Raw genomic sequence first — 19,072 nt, forward strand, 5'->3', positions numbered from 1 at the left:
ACAAACACTTAAGGCCTTAAGTTGTCAACAGGACAGCGAATTCTTTTCCACTCGAAGGGGAGGATATATGTATCGGCGCCCAGCCCGCAGGTACATTCCCCGTCGGATCAGCTCGCGTAGTAGGGGGCCAGGCGGGAAGCCGTGTTGGCTGATCAGAACCTAGCGCTGATGCGGAGCCGGATGCAGGAGGGTTTGGACCCCTCACCGTCCACCAGATTCAAACTACTGCCTGGCCCACCATGGCCAGCCAGGTAGACGCGATCATGTCGTGTCCGCGCGGGGTTGGATGGATGCCGTCTCGCGCGAGCTCGGCGGGTGGCAGGGTGAGGGCTGCCAGCCTGAACAGTTCGTCGGTTCGGACGAGTGTGGCCTCAAATTCAGCGGCAAGCCGGTGGACCACGTCGACCTTGGGGTCGAGGTCCTCACGCCATGATTCCTGTTCGCCGCATACGGGTATGAGGAACGGTTCCATGAGGACAAGCTTTAGTTCGAGCCCATTCGCTTGAGTGAGAATGTCTCGATATGCCTCCTCGAAGGCTGCAGTGGTTGTCGGATCGTCGGAGTCATAGCGGCGCCATGTGTCGTTGATGCCGATGAGCACGGAGAGCACGGACGGCTGCAATTCGATGGAGTCTTGCCCACATCTATTGCGCAGATCGACGACGCGGTTGCCACTGTTACCCCTGTTGAGGACGCGAGCGACCCCACTTGTCGCGAGCCGGCGAGCCACGCGTGAGACGTAACCGTTCCCGAGCCCCTCCGGGTTGGAGCGGTCACGTCCGGCGTCGGTGATCGAATCACCGACGAAGAGCACGGTGTCGTTGGAAGTGATGCAGATGCTCATGTCGGACCGTTCTGGGTGGCAAGTGCGGAGTCTCCGAACTCCTGGGGTAACAAAACAAGGAAACGCTTAACGCCTTAAGTAGTCAAGGCATTGCAGAGCAGCATGTAATCCTATTGTGCGGGAACTGCCCCGTCTTCTGGTGAGTCGCGTTGTCTGGGTACCGTTAGGATGGGGCTTGTGGACGACAGTGGTTCGTCGCCAAGGGTCCGCCCGAGGGCGACTCGCAAGGAGGGCGGCTCCAACCGCCTTAACATCGCTGACATCGCGGCGCTCGCCAATGTTTCGACCAGTGCGGTCTCCTATGCACTCAACGGTCGAGAAGGCGTGGCGGACGCGACTCGACAGCGGATTCTGGAAATTGCGGCTGCAGCGAATTGGCGCCCGAGCAGCGCCGCTCGTGCACTGATCACCGAACGGGCATCAGCGGTAGGAATCGTCAACCAATACGATCCGGAACATCCCGTCCTATCCGCCGAATTTACGGGTCGGTTTTTGGTCGGCCTTCAGCATTTCCTTCGCCAGCGGGATGTCCTGCTGACCATGCATATGGTCGACGACTATGACGCGGCGTGCCTTGTCTACCGTCGTTGGCTGGGGGAGCGCCGCGTTGATGGCGTGCTTGTTCTGAATCCTCTCCTCGACGATCCGCGGTTGAGGGAGCTTGAAAGAATTGGCTTACCTGCGGTTGTTGTCGGCGATGTACGACGCCGGTCCCCCCTCATCTCGGCGTGGACAGACGATGCGGCCGCCACGGATCTCGCGGTGGACCACCTGGTTGGACTTGGGCACCGCTCGATCGGCCGGATTAGCGGCGATCAGCGCTTTCTACACGTGGATATTCGCAGCCGTGCATTCGAGGGGGCGTTGGCGCGCCACGGGTTGAAGCCTGATGATCGGGTTGGCTTCGGCGCCGCGTCCATTGAAGGCATTGCGGCGTTGGTTCGTGACCCGGAGAGGCCCTTGACGGCGTTGGTGATTGAGGACTGTGAGACTGCGGTCACCACCGTTTCCGGGTTGATGGCGATGGGTGTTGCCATTCCGGAGGAACTTTCAGTGCTCGCCTGGGACGACGACTCGAAATCGACGCTCGTGCGACCCTCTCTCACCGTTCTCCGACGTGACATCGAGGAATACGGGCGACTCGCGGCGGGAGCTCTCATGGCGGCAATCGAAACGGGGGAGCGCCGGGACGTGCGTGGAACGCGGACGGAACTGGTCGTACGCGAGAGCACTGGCCGCGGCGGGCGATAACTGCGAATGACGAAGTCTGGGTGTGACCACCCTTGACAGCTTAAGGCATTAAGTGTTGTTCTTGGCTCAGGTTCGGACGTCTCCGATACTCAATGACGAGAAAGGCCACCATCGTGACCAACAGCGAACCCACCCCCTTGGCAAGTCGTCTGATCTCCCGCCGAAGCGTCTTCGCTGGCGGTGTGGCGGGCGCCGCATTGCTCGCATCCGGCGGCCTGCTCGCTGCGTGCACCTCGCCGGGCGCGCCTGGTACGGCTGGAGTTTCCGGCGCCAAATCTGCGACCATCACGCACTGGGACTGGTTCGTCTCCCAAGAGCCATGGGTCAAGAACGAAGTCCTTCTCTTCCAGAAGGATAATCCGGGCCTGACCGTGAAGCGCACGCTCAACCAGTTCGACCAGTACAGTAATCTGATCTCTCTCGCACAGCGCAGCCACTCACTTCCAGACGTTTACATGCTGCCGTACGTCCCGACCCTCCAGACGCAGGTCGCCGGCGGCTGGCTGAAGCCCCTGAACGAGTATGCGACCGACACCTGGATTAAGAGCTTCCCCAAGTACTCGTTCGTCGAAGGCGTCAACATATTTGAAGGCAAGATCTACACCGCGCCCGTAACAGGGACCGGACCGGCCTACCAGTTGTACATCAACAACAAGGTCTTCAAGGACGCCGGACTCGTTGACCCGGACGGCAAGGTCTTGATTCCGAAGACGTGGAACGATGTCACGAATTATGCGTCGATCATCAACAAGAAGGGTAACGGCAGCGTCTACGGCCTTGGCATGGGCAGCAATGGCGGAGGGATCCTCAACGCTTGGATAAACACGTTCATCCTCGCCGCGGGTTCGCCGGGAGGCTTCAGCGACCCCGACTACCGTACGGGACGATACACCTTCGGCTCAGACAGGAACTACTCCGACCTGCTCGCGCTCTTCAAGGATTGGAACGACAAGGGCTACTTCCACCCCGACTCCCTCTCGGCGACCGACGAGATCGCACGGGTCAACTTTGCCAACGGAAAGTTCGGCATGACTGTCGCCGGCTCGTATGCCATCGGCCCTTGGGTAAACAACAATCACTTCAGCGACTTCTCGGTTACCACGCTTATCGGGCCGGATGAGCGCAAGAAGGGTTACTTCTACTCCACTCCCGGCGGGATGATGCTTGGAGTCGGCGCCGATTCCAAGCACCCGCAGGAGGCCTTTGAATGGTTCTCCTGGTGGTGCGGCATGGAGGCCGGTGCCCGGTTCACGCAGGAGTACAACATCGATCTCTCCATCTACCTCCAGGACAATGATCCATTGAAGATCGGGTCAAAGCAGTTCGCGGACTACGTGGCACTCGATAATCTCGTCCGTCTTGGCCCTTCTCCAACAATCCTTACCCCCGACGCAGCGCAGGTGAAAACCGCCTCCGTCGCACCATCGTTGCAAGGCATCGCGATCGGTGTGCTCACGGGCCAGGTGTCGGACATCGAGGGAGCCTTGAAGACTCTGGGCGACCAGTCTGACGCCGCGCTCGACGCGGGCATCGCCGCCGCGGTCAGCGCCGGAGCAAAGGTCTCGAGGCAGGATTACGTCTTCCGTGACTGGGACATCACCACTGACTACAAGTACTCCATCCCGGAATATCCGAAACTATGATCGACCTATCGACCTCACGGGGGCCGAAGGTCGACCCTGTTTCGCGTCGTTTGCCCGAGGACGCCCGCAAGGGCAGCCTAGGGCTGCGCATGAGGAAGTCGGGTTGGTCATACGCATATATCCTTCCCTTCGCGGTTCTCACCTGCGCCTTGGTCCTGTACCCGATCCTCGCGTCCCTCGTTTACACCTTGTTTCGATGGGATGGAATCGGACAGCTGACCGCTTTCGTCGGGTTCGGAAACTTCGCCAACGTGCTCAAGGACGCGATTTTCTGGCAGTCCGTGTCACACTCCATCATCTACACGGTCGTCCTGGTTCCCGTGCAGCTTCTGCTCGCGCTGATACTGGCGCTGGTGCTCAATGACAGGAAACTCAGGTTCTCAACCTTCTACCGATCGCTGTTCTTCCTTCCTGCGGTGATGTCTCCGGCGATCATCGGCGTGATATTCCAGCTCCTGCTGTCGAACTTCGGCCAAGGAATCGGGCAGCTCTTCGGGTCCAAGATCGGTCTCCTGTCGGATCCTCACACGGCGCTTGGCGTGGTGATCGTGATCGGAATCTGGAACACTCTGGGCTACAACCTCGTTTACTTCCTGGCTTCCCTGCAAACGATCCCGGAGGAACTCTACGAAGCCGCCCGTATTGACGGGGCCTCCAACTTTCAACTCTTCCGCCACATTACAATTCCAGGGCTGAGCAGCATCGGACCCATCATTGTGTTCCTCGCCGTTATCGGCAGCCTGCAGGTGTTCGACCTCGTACAGGTCCTGACTGGCGGGGGGCCATTCTTCGCCACGAGCGTCGTCAACACATACATATATCAGAAGGCCTTCGGCGGCTCCGGCGGAGGGATTCCCGTTACTCCCGACGTCGGCCTTGCATCCGCGGCCGCCCTCTTCTACGGGCTGCTCCTTATGGCCGTTGCGATTGTGCAGGCAGTCGTGCTTTCACGGCTGCGGCGCCGCACTCGCATCGACGCGGGGGTGCCCGCATGAGCTTGGAATTAGTACGAATCCCGCAAACAAGGACGCGGCCCACGACCGGGCGCCGGCCGCGCGGAAGCGCAAGGCGCCTTGCGACGCACGTCATCCTTCTCGTCCTTGGATTTGCGTGGATCTATCCGCTGTTATGGGCTCTGGCAGGCGCAACCCGATCAAATGAGGACTTCCTCAACGGAGGCCTCGGCCTCGCCTTCGGCGACCAGCTATTAGATCACTTCATCGCGGCATGGAATGAAGCAAACTTTTCCCAGTACTTCCTCAACACCATTGTGATCACCGTGGCCACGGTTGTCTTTGTCGTTCTGTTCTCGGCGGCAGCCGGCTATGCGCTTGCCCGCACGACGTTCCCCGGCCGACGGATCATCGTCATCGTCATCGCTGTGACCTTCTTCCTCCCGAGCGGGTACACGATGATCCCCATCTACGATCTGATCACCCAGCTCGGGCTGCTGAACAGCCTGTTCGCCGTGATTGTCGTCCAGGTCGGCGGCGGCATGATCTTCTCGACGTTCCTGTTTATGGGATTCTTCCGCACCGTGCCGGCCGAGCTCGAGGAAGCGGCGAAGATCGACGGCGCAGGATTCAACCAAACGTTCTTCCGCATCGTCTTACCCCTCGCGAAGCCGATGATCGCCACCATAAGCCTCTTCACCTTCATCTCGTCGTGGAACAACTTCCTCCTGCCCCTGGTCTTCACACTCGGGCAGCCGGAACTTCGCACGATCCCCGTTGGCCTTTACGCGTTCATCGGCCAGTCCTCGACCGACTGGACGGGCCTGGCAGCTGCCAGCGTCATGTCGCTAATCCCGATCGTGATCGTCTTCGTGGTGGCGCAGAAATATATCATCTCGGCGATCGCCGGTGCGGTGAAGGGGTAGGGCGGGACTAAGCAAGAGACGAAGGAAATCAATGAAGATCGCTATTACGGGCGGCCGCGGGCACCTCGGCGAGGCGGTAGCCGCCCTCGTCCTCGCTTCCGGGCATGAGGCAGTTGTCATCGACCGTATCCCTGCGCCCGACAACATCCGGCCAGGCCGCAGCGACCTGTGCGTGGATGCGACGCATTTCGCAGAGCTCTCAGCTGCACTTGCGTGCTGCGATGCGCTGGTCCATCTCGCCGCGCATCCGAATCCGGACCACGAACCACCGTGGGTGGTGCACAACGAGAACGTGGTCGCAAGCTACAACGCCTTGCTTGCGGCCGCCGAGACCGGGATCACGCGCGTTGCGATGGCCTCCAGCATCAACTACTACGGCATGCTGTACTCCAGCCGCCTCAGACTCGACTACCTTCCTGTCGACGAGGAACATCCGAGCTACAACGACGATCCATACAGCCTGTCGAAGGTAGCCATGGAAGAGCAGGCCCGGTCGGTTGCCCGACGTTACCCGGCCATGAGTATCGCGGCGCTGCGCTTTCATTGGATCGTTGATGAACGCCCCGTCGCATCTCCTCGGGAACCGGAACTGTCGGCCACTCAGCTTTGGGGATACGTGAGGATTGACGCGGCGGCCCGGGCGTGCCTCGCCGCGGTCACCGCAGATTTTGCCGGCTTCGAACCGTTCCTTATCGTCGCCGAAGACACCTTCGTGGAGACCCTGTCAGGCCGGCTGGTCGAGCAATTCTTCCCGGGTGTCCCACTCAGGAAAAGACTCGAGGGCAACGCCGCGCTCTTCGACACTTCGAAGGCGGCAGAGCGGCTCGGCTGGCGTCACAACCCCGCCCCGGTGCTCGCTGAGATCTGATGACTTCCCACGCTCACCGCCCATCTTTCAGCCTGAACCACGTACAGGAGACACTTTCGTGCAGCCGTGTGCCGAGTATCCAAACCTCTCAAGGAGGAGATCGTGAACGAAGATTCATTGGAGACCGGACAGCCGTGGCCGGCCGTACCGGCGCCAGATCGTCCAGCGCGAACTGTCCAGCGCAAGCCGCACAGCCTGCCCAGCCCTACCTTCCGGCCCGCCGAAAACAGCTCCGAACAGAGGAAACGCTTGTCAGTGGAGTCTCTGACCGACGGAACGGACACCCCGGAAGAACGTCGGCCAAAACCGACGGCAGGCCGTGCCCTGGAGCTGGCGCCCGATCAGGTGGCTGCGCTCAGTTCCGTGGCACCGCCTCACGGGACCCTGCCGGCCCGGGCCTACCTTGCGAGCGACGCACCACGCTTGTCACTCAACGGCGTGTGGAAGTTCCGGCTCCACCCGGGCGTCCGTTCGGCTCCGCAGGACGGCTGGCAGCGCGGCGGGGACCGTCTCGGATTCGGCGAACTTCCCGTCCCGTCGAGCTGGCCCATGCACGGCCACGGCACGCCGTGGTACACCAACGTCCAGTACCCCTTTGCGGTCGAACCGCCTCACGTGCCCGACGCCAATCCCGTAGGTGATCTGTTCCTGGAGTTTGCCGCCGGTCCGGAATATTTTCCGTCGTCCCTGCTGCGCTTTGACGGCATCGAGTCGGCCGGCACGGTGTGGCTGAACGGAACGCTGCTCGGTACCACGCGGGGCAGCCGGCTGGCCCATGAATTCGACGTCTCCGGTGTGCTGGTGACGGGCAGTAATATCCTCGCCGTGCAGGTCGCCCAGTTCTCGGCCGCCAGCTATCTGGAAGACCAGGACATGTGGTGGCTGCCGGGCATCTTCAGAGACGTCACGCTGCAGGCCCGTCCGGCGGCGGGGATCGATGACGTATTCGTCCACGCTGACTTTGACCACCGCAGCGGCGAAGGCATCCTGCGTGTTGAGGCGAGCAAAGCCGGCGAGGCTGTTGCCGCCGTCGTGCGCATCTCTGGACTGGGGCTGGAACTTCCGGCGGGAATCGAGCACCGGATCGCGGCTGTCCAGCCGTGGTCGGCAGAGCTGCCGCGGCTTTACGACGCCAGCGTCAGCACTACTGCCGAGACAGTCTCCTTGCAGCTGGGATTCCGCACGGTCAGCATTGAGGACGCCCAGTTCAAGGTCAACGGGCAGCGGATCCTGCTCCGCGGGGTCAACCGCCATGAACACGATCCCAGGCTCGGCCGGGTGGTGCCGCGCGACCGACTGGAGAGCGAACTGCGGCTTATGAAGCAGCACAACATCAACGCCATCCGCACCTCGCACTATCCGCCGCATCCGGACTTCCTGGCGCTGGCGGACCAGCTGGGTTTCTACGTTGTTCTGGAGTGCGACCTCGAAACGCACGGCTTCGTAAGCGCCGGCTGGGAGCAGAATCCCAGCGCCGATCAGCGGTGGAGGCCCGCTCTCCTGGACCGCATGTCCCGGACCGTTGAACGCGACAAGAACCACGCCTCGGTCATCATGTGGTCGCTGGGCAACGAGTCCGGCACGGGCGGGAACCTGGCAGCGATGTCGCGCTGGACCAAACTCCGCGATCCGTCACGGCCCATCCATTACGAGGGCGACTGGAGTTCGGCGTACGTGGACGTGTACTCGCGGATGTATGCGAGCCACGAAGAGACGGCGTTGATTGGCCGGGGTGTGGAGCCTCCCCTGGACGACGCCGACTTGGACGCCCGGCGACGCGCCATGCCGTTCGTGCTGTGCGAATACGTCCACGCCATGGGCAACGGACCGGGCGGCATGACCGAATACCAGGAGCTCTTTGACCGCTACCCGCGGCTGATGGGCGGATTCGTGTGGGAGTGGCTGGAGCACGGCATCGCCCGCACAGGTAAGGACGGGCGGGAGCATTTCATCTACGGCGGCGATTTCGGCGAGGAAGTCCACGACGGCAACTTCGTCACGGACGGCCTCGTGGATGCCGACCGGAATCCGCGGCCGGGACTCCTGGACTTCAAGAAGGTAATCGAACCGCTATCGATGGCGGTGGCCCGCGACTGGTCCGGATTTTCACTCACTAACAGCTTCGATTTCGCGGACACTTCGGGACTCGGGTTCCGGTATGTCTTGGAGGCCGACGGCGTCACGCTCGACGGCGGGTACGTTGACGTAGCGCCGCTGGCGCCGCGCGAAGCTACCTTTGTGCGGCTGCCCACAGGATTGCTGGAACGTGCGGGGAAAAATGCGGCCGTACTGACAGTGAGTGCGGTACTCAAAGAAGACACCGACTGGGCAGGGGCCGGCCACGAACTTGCCTGGGGCCAGGCTGCAGTCAATGTGTACGTGTCTCCGCAGCCCGCGGCTACTGCCAGGGTTCGGGTGGAGGAGAACACCCTCCAGTTGGGGCCGGCCACTTTCCACCGCGCCACGGGCACGCTTGTCCGCCTGGGCGGCTTGCCCATCGGGGGCCTGAGGCTGATGCTGTGGCGTGCCGCCACGGACAACGACCTCGGCGGCGAATGGGGCAGCCCGGACCCCCGGTCAATGGCCGGGCAATGGCTGGACGCAGGACTCAACCGGATGTACCCGCGGCTGATCGGGATCTCTGCGGTTCCCGTCCCGGGCGGAGGGGAGGAGCTCGTGGTACGCACCCGGGTGGCCGCTGCCGGCAAACAGTTTGGAGTCTTCGCCGACTACACATGGTCCAGCGACGGCAGCAGCGTCAGCCTGCACACCGCGCTAAGGCCCGACGGCGCGTGGACCGAAGCCGGCAGGCCCGTGCCGTGGGCACGGGCGGGGCTGGAATTGATCGTTGGCTCTGCCGCCCGGTCCGTGGAATGGTTCGGCCAGGGTCCGCACCACAGTTATCCGGACACTGGGCAGGGGACCAAACAGGGCTGGCACGCACTGCCGCTGGCCGAAATGGACGTGGACTACGTCCACCCCCAGGAGTCGGGCGCCCGTTCCGGTGTGTATTCTGCAGCTTTGGAGCTCGACGCCGGCCGGCTCACCATTAGCGGCGAGCCCTATGCGCTCACCGTCCGCCCGTATAGCCACCAGGTACTCGATGCCGCCAAGCACCAGCCCGAGCTGCAGCCGGACGGCCGCAGCTACGTGTACCTGGACCACGCACGGCACGGCGTCGGCACGGCGGCCTGCGGACCGGGAGTACTCGATGCCTACCGGCTGTGGCCGCGGGAAACGGATTTCTCCTTTGTGCTGCGTGCAGGTACCGGCGCCCCTCCGCATGTGGTTCAGTCCACACAGCCACGCGTCTGAATGATGCGGCCCGAGCGTGACCGGGAGGGGTCCAGAACCCGCGGGTATGCGCGGGTTTTGGGTCTGCTCTTGGTTTGTGGGGGTGGGCCGGTGCTCTAAGCCCCCTCTTTTAAGTTGGGGGCACAACCGTGTCGGAGTGTCGCTGGAATCAGCGCAGGGAGGCGCCGGGATCCTGGTCTTGGGTAGTGAAGATCAACGTTTTCACTGTTGTCTCCGGTCTGTCCTGGTCCACGAAAAAGTAGTAGTGGTGGAGGCCGCCTGCGATTCCTTCGCATTCATGGAAGCCCCTGGCTACTGATGTTTAGCGGCAACGATAGCCAACTGGTTGATCACAAGCTCATGATGGCATGAACGCGGCGAATCGTAAGTACGACCCGGGCCAATCAACCGCGCCAAGGGAAACAGGAACCTGCTCGCCGTGCGGAAGCGGTGCTCGGCTGTCTGCCTTTCCAGTATGCCGTTTCCGCTGTGCCAAGGAGTTTTGGGCATCAATTTGCCTTTTGCAGGGTTTGCTCGGTCAGCCATTGGCGGTACTTCGTCGCGAGGGTGTCGTTGCGGAGGAGGCCCCGTTCCAAGAGCGAAATTTGCAACCGAGTGTGGTGTGTACTTGGCGCAGATCGGAGTTGTTTGGGGCTGCTTGTGGGTTGGTGGTCTGGCGGTAGATTTCCCTGGCAGCGTGTCGTTTGAGGCAGCGCATGATTCCCGTTTGCTCTTGCCCTCCGCGGTACGTTTCGCCACGTAGTCCTTGGTCCGTTGACACGAGGCCATCCGGACCAGGACGACCTGATACAAGGCATGGTTGGCATTGCGGTCACCGCCTCTGCTGAGCCGGTGACGGGTTGTCTTGCCCGAGGAGGCCGGTATGGGTGCGACCCCGACGAGGGCAGCGAACTGGGCTTCATTTGCAAGGAGGTCAAATTTTTGAATGACCGAAAGGCCCTTGTGTTCCGGTGCGGTTCGTGTGTGCTTATGGCATGTTTCAGGCGGGGCCAAAAGTCGCATCGGGGAGACTAGCGGTGCTTGTAGTAGTCCCTCCAGATCAGCCGGTGCACGGGGATGCGGCGCGGCAGTGACCTGAGTCCGGGGATTAAGGGCACCAAAGTCAGGAGGAGTGTCAGGATCACCATCGTGAATACGACGAGGACATCGGCGTTCGGCGATGATTTGAACGGTTCCACTTGATAGAGGGCGGAGAAGAGCCAAAGCCATGACTGGCCGGGGTAGTTGCCGGTTTCATTCATCATTCCCCATTGGTCGCCCGTCAGATGCTGGGAGTCGGCGAGGTCGGGGAAGTAGGTGCCGTCACCGAGGAACAAAATGCTGGCTTTGTAGTCGGTGTTGTAGAACGAACCTCTTGCGCCCAACACCGGATCAAGGGTGCCCTGCTGCGCCATCGCCAGAAGGGCTCCGGTGAGGACCGGTACCGGGCCGTACTCACCAGGCGGTACCTTCGCCGGGTCGTTGTCCGGGGCTTTGCTGAGTGCGTCCGTGTAGGCGGCAGTCCAGGCAACTCGTTGAGAGTCGCTTGCCTTGGTCCAATCGTCGATAGCCGCCGGGGGCGTCGGAAGGGTTTGGAGCGGACCGATGACAAAGTCGTTGGCTGTGTCGATCGGGAGCCTCACGCCGGAAAAACTCTGTAGGTCAATCGGGCCGAGTTTTTGCGTGGCATCCTGCGTCGAATTGTAGGGCGGCCCGTATCCCGCGGTGTGGCTGGTACCACCGAGTTCCGTGGTGGCCGTTGCGATGAAGTCCGCTGGCTGCGCCACGGCCCAGGACTTAAGGGTCACGCTCGGCTCGTCCGGCGAGCTGAAAACCGCGGAGAGTCCCAGGACAAGCAGGCCAACAACCACTAATCCAACAACAAGTTCCTTGAACAGATCGTATTCGCGGGTGGTGCCGGGCCATGGCCTGCTGGCGATGTCGTTCCGTGCCCGCCACGAGGTTGACACTGGAGCCCTTGTCATTTCAGGTCCTCGCCCTCGGTGGACGGCGCTGGCGCCGTGGACTGCAGTTGAGCGTCGGATGCTGCGGCTTCCAGAGGCGGAACCACGCCGTGCATCCGCACGAGAACAACATGAACGGCGACGACGACGGCGACCGCGACGGGAAGTAGCGTGATGTGCCACATGAGTATCTGGCCCAGATCGGCGACGTTGAACCATGCACCTATGCCGACAGCGTTGAGGGCGTCTTTGGCCTGGAAGGCAATCCATTGCGAGTCGAAGTTTGTTTGAAGCAGGTAGCCGGTGAAGGCCGTGACGATCGAGACGACGAAAGCCAGCATCCCGGTGATCCAGGTCAGCACACGTCCGCCGCGCCAGGCGGCCATCCAAAACTTCCCCCAAAGGTGGATCACCATGAACATGAAGAACAGTTCAACACTCCAAAGATGGGTGCTGTTGATGAACCGCCCAAAGGCCGAGGTATGGAACCACGTGGGTCCGTTCAATGCGAGTATGGCGCCGGAACCGAGGATGTAGACGAGGGCGGCAACGGCGCCCATGCCGAAGACGTAAATCCACGACGATACGTAGCTCGGCTGTCCTTCGGGAAGCAGCTTGTCCGGCGGGAGCCGGCGCAAGGCCCACCCCCGTGCCTTTCCTGTCCATGTGGAAAAGCGGGGTTGGCCGCTGTCGGCAGTCGAAAGCGCGCCGTGCTCGGCGGTCATTTCCGGCTCCTTCGGCCAGGGAACGGAAGAACCAAAGCGAGAATGAACAACACGACCATAGTGGCAATGACCGCCAGATTGCCGAGTTGTATGAGGAAGTCACCCCACTGGAAATAGATTCCGGGATCCGGCATTCCAGCATCCGCCTGTTTTATTCCGAGCATCACGGCCTCTTTACATGAAAGGCGAACCTTGGGTGGGAACTTCCGTAGATACGACGCTACAAGCTTTCTGGCCAATGGACACGGGTCCAATGGCCCTATTGGATGACGCCGGCCGCATGCATGCTGGAAAAGCTTGGATAGGCGACCACTGAAAGGATGCACCATGGCACCGGATACCGTGGACCCCGTAGAAGTCCTGAACGAGGAAGAATGCTGGAGTATTCTATTGGGTGCAACGTTGGGGCGGCTGGCATTGAGCATCGCCAACGAACCTGAGATCTATCCCATCAATTTTGTTGCCCACGACGGAAAGATTCTCCTCCGTACAAATCCCGGGGAGAAGCTATTCGCGCTCACGATAAACAGCAACGTTGCGTTGGAGACCGATGGGGTAGGCAGCCAGTCCGTGTGGAGCGTCGTGGTGAAAGGCAAGGCGCGGCAACTGGAGTCCGGCGCCGAGATTGAGGCGGCAGAGAGGATTCCACGCCAACAACTGACTTCCATCAAGAAGCGGGTTTTTGTCGAGATCGTCCCAACATCCATCACGGGGAGGCGGATTCACCGGGGGCCCGAAGACGACGAGCTGACCCCTAGCGACTTGTACTGAACAACATCTGCTTCACAAGAGGTCCGGGCTTGGCCGGCGCACCAATAGGACCGGACAGGCGGCGTGATGAAGGACAGCGTGGGCGGTTGAACCGATAGTGCCCCGAACGAGTCCGTGTCCTTTGGTCCCGACGACGATGATGGACGCATCTTGAGCCTCCGCCAAAAGAGACCCAGGGATGGAAGTTCCAATCGGCGATCTCTTTTGGACGTCGAGGTCCGGAATTGTTTCGTGGGCGATCCGCGTCGCGGAGTCGAGAAGCGCCTGGACCCGGGGTTCTACATGGTCTTGGGTCGAAGTCGCCGCGTCAGGGATAGGGCGTGGAATCCAGTGCTTCTTCTGGACGTGCACCACTCGAAGGGACGTCCCGGACAAGGCCGCCAGGTCACATGAATGCCGAATCGGGAGTTCCCAATCGTCGAAGTCGACGCCGACTACAACTGGCCCGCCGAGGTGTTCGCCGCCACGGATGACCGCGACCGGGCAATCGGCTGTTGCCGCGAGTTCCAGGCTAACGGAGCCGATCATCAGCCCCATGAAGCCCCCTACGCCCCTGGTTCCGACGACCAGCAATGCGGCCCCGGAAGAGAGACCCCTAAGGTGTTCGGCCGGCCACCCATAGAACAGTGTCGTTTTAACAGTCAGTCCTGGATCTTCATCGTGGACTCGTTCGACGCCCTCTGTCAGGATGTCCTCGGCCGCGCGCCGTAGCCCGCTGCCTTCGGTGCCCGGTACGGGACCGAGGTCGTGCGTCATTGCCGGCCACAGGGTGCTGTGAACCAGGTGCAGTCTGCAGTTGCGCTGAACCGCTTGACGCGCAGCCCAATGGACAGCCGGAACAGCTTCGGCAGATCCGTCGTACCCGACGATGATTTCTTCCGCGGTGTCCATGGTCTCCTTGCCCGTGAGGTGCTTGAACGTGGAATGGCTTCGGAGCCTATTCCAGATGCACGTGGCGTCCAGTGACCCTGTGTGCCTGGATCCGGATAAAGAGGTTCCGTGCTCCGCCGGCCCACGGCTCCGCCATGACCTTTCCCCACAGGCGGGTCAACAGATCCTGGTCCTCAACTCGGGAGGACGGACCGCTGACCAGCACGGACCAGCCTTCGCTTCGGTCGGCGCGTGAGCTGTCGATTTGGAAGGACGACTCAAGGGAAGGAACTGCCTCCGCGATGGATCCATCCCCAGCTGTGCGGAAGTAGATGGACTGGCCGTCGACCAGATAATTCACGGGCAGGATCATGACCCTGCCTTGTTCAACGAAGCCGAAGCGTCCGGTGGTGTTTGAGCGTAGGAGGTCCCAGCATTGTTCTTGGCTGAGTTCTGTCGAGACGTGCACTCCGCCGTCAACGCGGCCTGCGTCCATGCTGGGGAGGGACATGTTCACTCCTGTTGTTTAGATTTGGTCCGTGGATCAGGATTCGAGCCGCGGAGCCTGGTGGGCCAAGCGGCTCCCTGAAGCCTATTGAGTGGCCAGCAACCGCTGTAGGGCCGAAAGGCCCGGGCAGTGTGACTAAATGCCCTGTGGGACGGGTCGGAAACGAGCGACACTGGACGCAGGCAAGCAATCCAGGATACATCCGCGAGCACTTCGAAGACCTCCCGGAAATCCGGGACTGGGCCTGGACACCGCCCCGTCCCTAACGCCTGCGCAAGAGCCCGGCGCCGCTGGCAGGCCGCTCATCGGGCGGCAGCCAGAACCCTGAACTTGCCGGAAGTCACGCCGCTGACGATTTCCAGCAGGACCTGGCCCCTGCGGAAGGCCTGTTCACGGTCGGCGCTTCAGAGCGGCGCGGCGCGCGTTGAACTCCGTTTCGTCGATCTCGCCCCGGGCAAAGCGCTCATTGAGGATACGCTCGGAATCATCATTCGGTGGCCCATAGAATCCCCGCCCGCCCGCGTGGTTGCCGCGCACCAGGAGGATCACCAGCGTGACAATGCCACCCCAGAAGAGCAACATCATCAGCCCCATGGCGATCCAGCCGCCGATGCCAATGCTTCCTCCCCGTCCATACATCATGACAACTTCCCTTCGGCCGCCCATGTGCATCCAGTTGTCTGCGGCAGTAGTCGACGAGTTCATCTGCGCCTCTGACTTGCCGGTGGACGCGACGCAGCGCTTCGAGGGCCAGGTGGTAGCGGCTCATCTTGTTCAGGACCACCATGTCGAAGGGAGTCGTGGTGGTGCCTTGTTCGTTGTAGCCGCGGACGTGGAACCGTTCCGGGCGGGGCCTTCCATGCAGGAGTTGGTGCAGTGCCCGGGCGTAGCCATGCCACGCCATGATGACTTCTCCGTCTGCTGTGAACAGTTCTTCGAACTTCTTATCGGACAGTCCGTGGGGGTGGGCGTCTCGGGGCGGAAGGACCATGGCATCCATGACATTGATAACACGGACCACGAGTTCGGGCAGATGCTTTTGCAGCAGCCAGGCCGCGGCCAGCGTCTCTTGGGTGGGGATGTCACCGGCGCAGGCCATGACGACGTCGGGTACGGTCCGGGCGCCCGTACGTTCTTCGTTGCTGGCCCAGGACCAGATGGACGCCCCTGCCGCGGCGTGGTGCCTTGCCTCTTCGAGGGTCAGATACTGCGGGTGCGGCTGTTTGTCCACGACCACCAGGTTCACGTAGTCCTTGCTGAGCAGGATGTGTTCGGCGGTGACGAGGAGGGTGTTGGCGTCCGGTGGGAGGTAGACGCGAGTGACGGTTCCTGACAGGGACAACACACTGTCGATCAGTCCGGGTCCCTGGTGGCTGAATCCGTTGTGGTCGTTGCGCCAGCAGGTGGAGGTCAGAAGGATGTTCAGGCTCGGCACGGGGGTGCGCCATTCAAGTTCCCTCGCGTGTTGGAGCCATTTGGCGTGTTGGATGGTCATCGACGCGCTCACCATCGCGAAGGCCTCATAGCTGGCGAAGAGTCCATGGCGGCCCGTGAGGAGGTATCCCTCCAGCCAGCCCTGGCACAGGTGTTCGGAGAGGACTTCCATGACCCTGCCGGCCGGCGATACATGGTCTTCGGCCAGGGTATGATCGCCGGCCCTCGCCGGTTCCAGTAGGCAGCGGTCAGTGGCCTCGAAGACAGCCCCGAGCCGGTTGCTATTGGTTTCGTCCGGGCAGAAGAGCCGGAACCGGGGATCCGCGGCCGTGGCGATGTAGATGTCCCGGAGCAGTTCCCCCAGCGGCCTAGTGGTTTCGTGGACGATCGACCCCCGCGGAGCCGTCGGTACCGCATACTGTTCCAGGTCAGGGATCTCAAGGGCAGCGCCGGTCCCGCCCCGGCTCGCGGGGGCTGCGCCCATGCGAAGACTGCCCTCCGGGGCAAGTGCGGCCAGTTCGGGGACGAGCCGGCCCGCGCTGTCGAAGAGGGTTTCGGGCCGGTAGGAGCGCATCCACTCCTCCAGCTGGTCCAGGTGCTCGGGACTCTCGCGAACGCTTGCCAAGGGCACTTGGTGGGAACGGAAGGTTCCTTCGACGGGGAGCCCATCGACGGTGCCCGGGCCGGTCCACCCTTTGGGTGTCCGCAAGATGATGGCGGGCCACCGCGCCGGGCCGTGCACGCCATGGCTGCGCGCCTGGGATTGCAATTCGCGGATGCGCCCATAAGACTCGTCCATCGCGCTGGCCAGGGTGCGGTGGACAAACAAGGGGTCGTCACCGGAGACGGTCAGCGGATCCCAGCCATGGGCCCTGAGGAGCGCTTCAACGTCCTCATCGGATCTGCGGCCCAGGACGGTTGGGCCGGAGATCTTATGCCCGTTCAGATGGAGGATCGGCAGCACGGCGCCGTCCCGGGCCGGATTGAGGAAGGATGGCGCTTTCCATGATGCTTCCAACGGACCGGTCTCGGCTTCGCCGTCACCGATGACGCAGGCGACAACCAGCCCCGGGTTGTCCATGGCCGCGCCTGCGGCGTGCATCAAGGAGTACCCAAGCTCGCCTCCTTCGTGGATGGACCCAGGAGTGGCAGGACCGACGTGGCTCGAGATCCCGCCGGGTGTGGAAAACTGCCGGACAAGACGCCGGAGCCCGGGGAGGTCCGTCCCCACTTTCGGGTAGATCTCCGAGTAGGTGCCCTCCAGATAGACATTGGCGACGACAGCGGGACCGCCGTGGCCCGGACCCGCGACGAACAGGACTTCCGCTGAGGTTCGCCTGATCAAGCGGTTCAAGTGGGCATAGATCAACGACAACCCAGGGCTGGTTCCCCAGTGGCCCAGGAGCCGTGGCTTGATGTGGCGCGGGAGCAGCGGCTCTCTCAGGAGAGGGTTTTCCTGAAGGTAGATCTGGGCCACGGTGAGGTAGTTGGCCGCGGACCAATACCGGTGCAGCAGCTCAAAGTCCTCGCCCGTGGCTTGGGGGACATCGGTTGTGGGTTCCATGGGGTAGCCTCTTCCGGGTTCGACGGCGCGCCGAATGCACGCGTTGCTGGTGCCTGGGCTGTTTGGTCTTCACAGTGCTGGTCTTCACGGTGCCAGAGACCCGGCGGTGCGGTTAGGGCCATAGGGCCCTAGGCTCCGGATTCGCTGGATCATTCGAAAATACGACGGCGGCTGTCGCCTCCGCGATGGCGCGTTCCTCGTCGCTCGGGACCACCAGGACCGGAAAAGCCGATGCGTCGGTGCTGATGATGCGGACGCCGGTTTCGCCGGAGCGGTTCCTGACTTCGTCGATGAAGAGGCCGAGGGGTCCGAGCAGCGAGATGACCTGGGATCTGAACTCACCGGAATGTTCGCCGATGCCGCCGGTGAAGACCAAGGCTCCGGCCCCGCCGACCACCATGTTGTAGGCCGCGATGTACTTGGCCAGCCGGTAAGTGGCCATGTCCGAGGCGAGGATCGCACGGGGGTCCCCGTGTCGCACAGCGTCCTGGACTGTGCGCATGTCGGCTGATCCGGCCAGGCCCAGAAGGCCTGCCTGATGGTTGAGGAGCTCATCGATCTTGTCCGGTCCAAGGCCGCGGCGCTGCAACAGCGTGACAACGGACGGATCAAGGTCACCGGAGCGGGTGCCCATGACCAGCCCCTCCAGAGGGGTCATGCCCATGGACGTGTCGGCGCTGCGGCCGTTCCTGACGGCGGTCACAGAGGCGCCATTGCCAAGATGCGCCACCACCGCATTCAAGGAGCCCACAGGGACTTCAAGGAACGCCGCCGTGTCGCGGCAAGCGATCTCGACCGAGATCCCGTGAAAGCCGTAGCGCCGAATCCCGTATCCCGTATATAGCTCCTCCGGAATGGCGTAGCGGGAGGCGTATCCGGGCATGGTGTGGTGGAAGGCTGTGTCGAAGACGGCTACCTGCGGCGTGCGCGGCCAACGGGCGGCCGCGGCACGCATGCATGCCACGCTGGCTGCGTTGTGGAGGGGTGCCAACTCGCCAAGTTCCTCGACGGTCCCCATGACGTCCGCGGTGACGCGGACCGGAAAACTGAAGCGATCTCCGCCGTGGACCACCCTGAGCCCGATTGCGTCAGGGCGTTCCCCGCCCGTAATGTCCCGGACGGCCGCATCAATCTCGTCGAACACGTTGCCAAGGAAGACGGGGTCCAGCGCGCCCCTTTGCGGGCCGTCGATGGCCTGTTCCAGCAGGATCCCGGGCTTAGCTTCAGATGTTCCGATTCGACGCAGCTGGTACTTCAAGGATGAGGAACCTGGATTCAATACAAGGATCAGCACACTGACGTCCTTTCACGAAGACCGCTCGGCACCGGGCCATGGGACGCAATACCCCTTGAGGACCATAACCCGGGAATTGCGTTCGCGGGGAGGGTCCTTCGGCCCTTGCAGGCCATCCGCGGAGCCGACCAAACTGGAATGAGATTTCCCGGGGTTTCAGGAA

At 62.2% G+C, this 19,072-nt stretch carries 15 protein-coding genes and 1 pseudogene; 7 read left to right on the forward strand and 9 right to left on the reverse strand.

Going from position 1 to position 19,072, the window contains the following annotated elements; genetic code table 11:
* Window positions 1-217: 217 nt before the first annotated feature.
* Window positions 218-844, reverse strand: coding sequence for an SGNH/GDSL hydrolase family protein (locus tag AC3ANQ_RS10320; RefSeq protein ID WP_488304968.1), 627 nt, complete (start codon window positions 842-844; stop codon window positions 218-220).
* Window positions 845-1,021: 177 nt separating this feature from the next.
* On the opposite strand from AC3ANQ_RS10320, the gene AC3ANQ_RS10325 reads away from it, so the two are divergent.
* The 6 genes from AC3ANQ_RS10325 (at window position 1,022) to AC3ANQ_RS10350 (ending at window position 9,800) form a co-directional block, all read left to right on the forward strand.
* Complete coding sequence (locus AC3ANQ_RS10325) at window positions 1,022-2,095, forward strand: LacI family DNA-binding transcriptional regulator (RefSeq protein WP_488304969.1); 1,074 nt, start codon at window positions 1,022-1,024, stop codon at window positions 2,093-2,095.
* Window positions 2,096-2,208: 113 nt separating this feature from the next.
* Entirely contained in the window at window positions 2,209-3,738 is a 1,530-nt protein-coding gene (locus tag AC3ANQ_RS10330; RefSeq protein WP_488304970.1) for an ABC transporter substrate-binding protein, read from the forward strand.
* On the forward strand, window positions 3,735-4,733 hold the full coding sequence (locus AC3ANQ_RS10335) for a carbohydrate ABC transporter permease (RefSeq protein ID WP_488304971.1): 999 nt from the start codon (window positions 3,735-3,737) through the stop codon (window positions 4,731-4,733). The genes AC3ANQ_RS10330 and AC3ANQ_RS10335 overlap by 4 nt, the downstream gene beginning before the upstream one ends.
* A 284-nt stretch (window positions 4,734-5,017) precedes the next feature.
* The gene (locus AC3ANQ_RS10340; RefSeq protein WP_488304972.1) at window positions 5,018-5,617 is read left to right on the forward strand and encodes a carbohydrate ABC transporter permease; all 600 of its coding nucleotides are present in this window, start codon (window positions 5,018-5,020) and stop codon (window positions 5,615-5,617) included.
* A 31-nt stretch (window positions 5,618-5,648) separates the two neighbouring features.
* Window positions 5,649-6,485 carry an NAD-dependent epimerase/dehydratase family protein gene (locus AC3ANQ_RS10345; protein WP_488304973.1) on the forward strand — a complete coding sequence of 279 codons (837 nt, stop codon included), beginning with the start codon at window positions 5,649-5,651 and terminating at the stop codon, window positions 6,483-6,485.
* A 102-nt stretch (window positions 6,486-6,587) separates the two neighbouring features.
* Window positions 6,588-9,800: a glycoside hydrolase family 2 TIM barrel-domain containing protein gene (locus tag AC3ANQ_RS10350; protein ID WP_488304974.1), complete on the forward strand. Its 3,213-nt coding sequence runs from the start codon at window positions 6,588-6,590 to the stop codon at window positions 9,798-9,800.
* Window positions 9,801-10,458: 658 nt separating this feature from the next.
* On the opposite strand, the pseudogene AC3ANQ_RS10355 reads toward AC3ANQ_RS10350, so the two are convergent.
* From AC3ANQ_RS10355 to AC3ANQ_RS10365, 3 genes and pseudogenes are all read right to left on the reverse strand, one after another.
* A pseudogene (locus tag AC3ANQ_RS10355) lies at window positions 10,459-10,709 on the reverse strand (transposase); the annotation flags it as partial.
* Window positions 10,710-10,810: 101 nt separating this feature from the next.
* Window positions 10,811-11,764, reverse strand: coding sequence for a hypothetical protein (locus AC3ANQ_RS10360; protein WP_488304975.1), 954 nt, complete (start codon window positions 11,762-11,764; stop codon window positions 10,811-10,813).
* Entirely contained in the window at window positions 11,761-12,468 is a 708-nt protein-coding gene (locus AC3ANQ_RS10365; RefSeq protein ID WP_488304976.1) for a cytochrome b N-terminal domain-containing protein, read from the reverse strand. Before AC3ANQ_RS10365 ends, AC3ANQ_RS10360 begins: the two co-directional genes overlap by 4 nt.
* Before the next feature lie 327 nt (window positions 12,469-12,795).
* Here AC3ANQ_RS10365 and AC3ANQ_RS10370 point away from each other — a divergent pair, with 327 nt between their 5' ends.
* A complete protein-coding gene (locus AC3ANQ_RS10370; RefSeq protein WP_488304977.1) occupies window positions 12,796-13,239 on the forward strand; it encodes a pyridoxamine 5'-phosphate oxidase family protein in 444 nt (147 codons plus the stop codon).
* 12 nt (window positions 13,240-13,251) lie between these two features.
* Here AC3ANQ_RS10370 and AC3ANQ_RS10375 read toward each other — a convergent pair whose 3' ends face one another.
* The 5 genes from AC3ANQ_RS10375 to AC3ANQ_RS10395 form a co-directional block, all read right to left on the reverse strand.
* The gene (locus AC3ANQ_RS10375; protein ID WP_488304978.1) at window positions 13,252-14,130 is read right to left on the reverse strand and encodes a universal stress protein; all 879 of its coding nucleotides are present in this window, start codon (window positions 14,128-14,130) and stop codon (window positions 13,252-13,254) included.
* Between the two features lie 46 nt (window positions 14,131-14,176).
* Window positions 14,177-14,620: a pyridoxamine 5'-phosphate oxidase family protein gene (locus AC3ANQ_RS10380; protein WP_488304979.1), complete on the reverse strand. Its 444-nt coding sequence runs from the start codon at window positions 14,618-14,620 to the stop codon at window positions 14,177-14,179.
* Window positions 14,621-15,007: 387 nt separating this feature from the next.
* Window positions 15,008-15,166 carry an SHOCT domain-containing protein gene (locus AC3ANQ_RS10385; RefSeq protein WP_488304980.1) on the reverse strand — a complete coding sequence of 53 codons (159 nt, stop codon included), beginning with the start codon at window positions 15,164-15,166 and terminating at the stop codon, window positions 15,008-15,010.
* Window positions 15,105-17,615 carry a phosphoketolase family protein gene (locus AC3ANQ_RS10390; RefSeq protein ID WP_488304981.1) on the reverse strand — a complete coding sequence of 837 codons (2,511 nt, stop codon included), beginning with the start codon at window positions 17,613-17,615 and terminating at the stop codon, window positions 15,105-15,107. The genes AC3ANQ_RS10385 and AC3ANQ_RS10390 overlap by 62 nt, the downstream gene beginning before the upstream one ends.
* 112 nt (window positions 17,616-17,727) lie before the next feature.
* Window positions 17,728-18,909, reverse strand: a complete 1,182-nt coding sequence (locus AC3ANQ_RS10395) for an acetate/propionate family kinase (protein WP_488304982.1) — start codon at window positions 18,907-18,909, stop codon at window positions 17,728-17,730.
* Window positions 18,910-19,072 lie beyond the last annotated feature (163 nt).

The organism is Arthrobacter sp. DMZ02-1R (assembly GCF_057747935.1).

Excerpts from the sequence above, each read along its gene's own strand:
- AC3ANQ_RS10375 (WP_488304978.1), bottom strand. The coding sequence starts at position 14,130 with ATGGACACCGCGGAAGAAATCATCGTCGGGTACGACGGATCTGCCGAA.
- AC3ANQ_RS10320 (WP_488304968.1), bottom strand. The coding sequence starts at position 844 with ATGAGCATCTGCATCACTTCCAACGACACCGTGCTCTTCGTCGGTGAT.
- AC3ANQ_RS10370 (WP_488304977.1), top strand. The coding sequence starts at position 12,796 with ATGGCACCGGATACCGTGGACCCCGTAGAAGTCCTGAACGAGGAAGAA.
- AC3ANQ_RS10360 (WP_488304975.1), bottom strand. The coding sequence starts at position 11,764 with ATGACAAGGGCTCCAGTGTCAACCTCGTGGCGGGCACGGAACGACATC.
- AC3ANQ_RS10390 (WP_488304981.1), bottom strand. The coding sequence starts at position 17,615 with ATGGAACCCACAACCGATGTCCCCCAAGCCACGGGCGAGGACTTTGAG.
- AC3ANQ_RS10365 (WP_488304976.1), bottom strand. The coding sequence starts at position 12,468 with ATGACCGCCGAGCACGGCGCGCTTTCGACTGCCGACAGCGGCCAACCC.
- AC3ANQ_RS10335 (WP_488304971.1), top strand. The coding sequence starts at position 3,735 with ATGATCGACCTATCGACCTCACGGGGGCCGAAGGTCGACCCTGTTTCG.
- AC3ANQ_RS10345 (WP_488304973.1), top strand. The coding sequence starts at position 5,649 with ATGAAGATCGCTATTACGGGCGGCCGCGGGCACCTCGGCGAGGCGGTA.
- AC3ANQ_RS10380 (WP_488304979.1), bottom strand. The coding sequence starts at position 14,620 with ATGTCCCTCCCCAGCATGGACGCAGGCCGCGTTGACGGCGGAGTGCAC.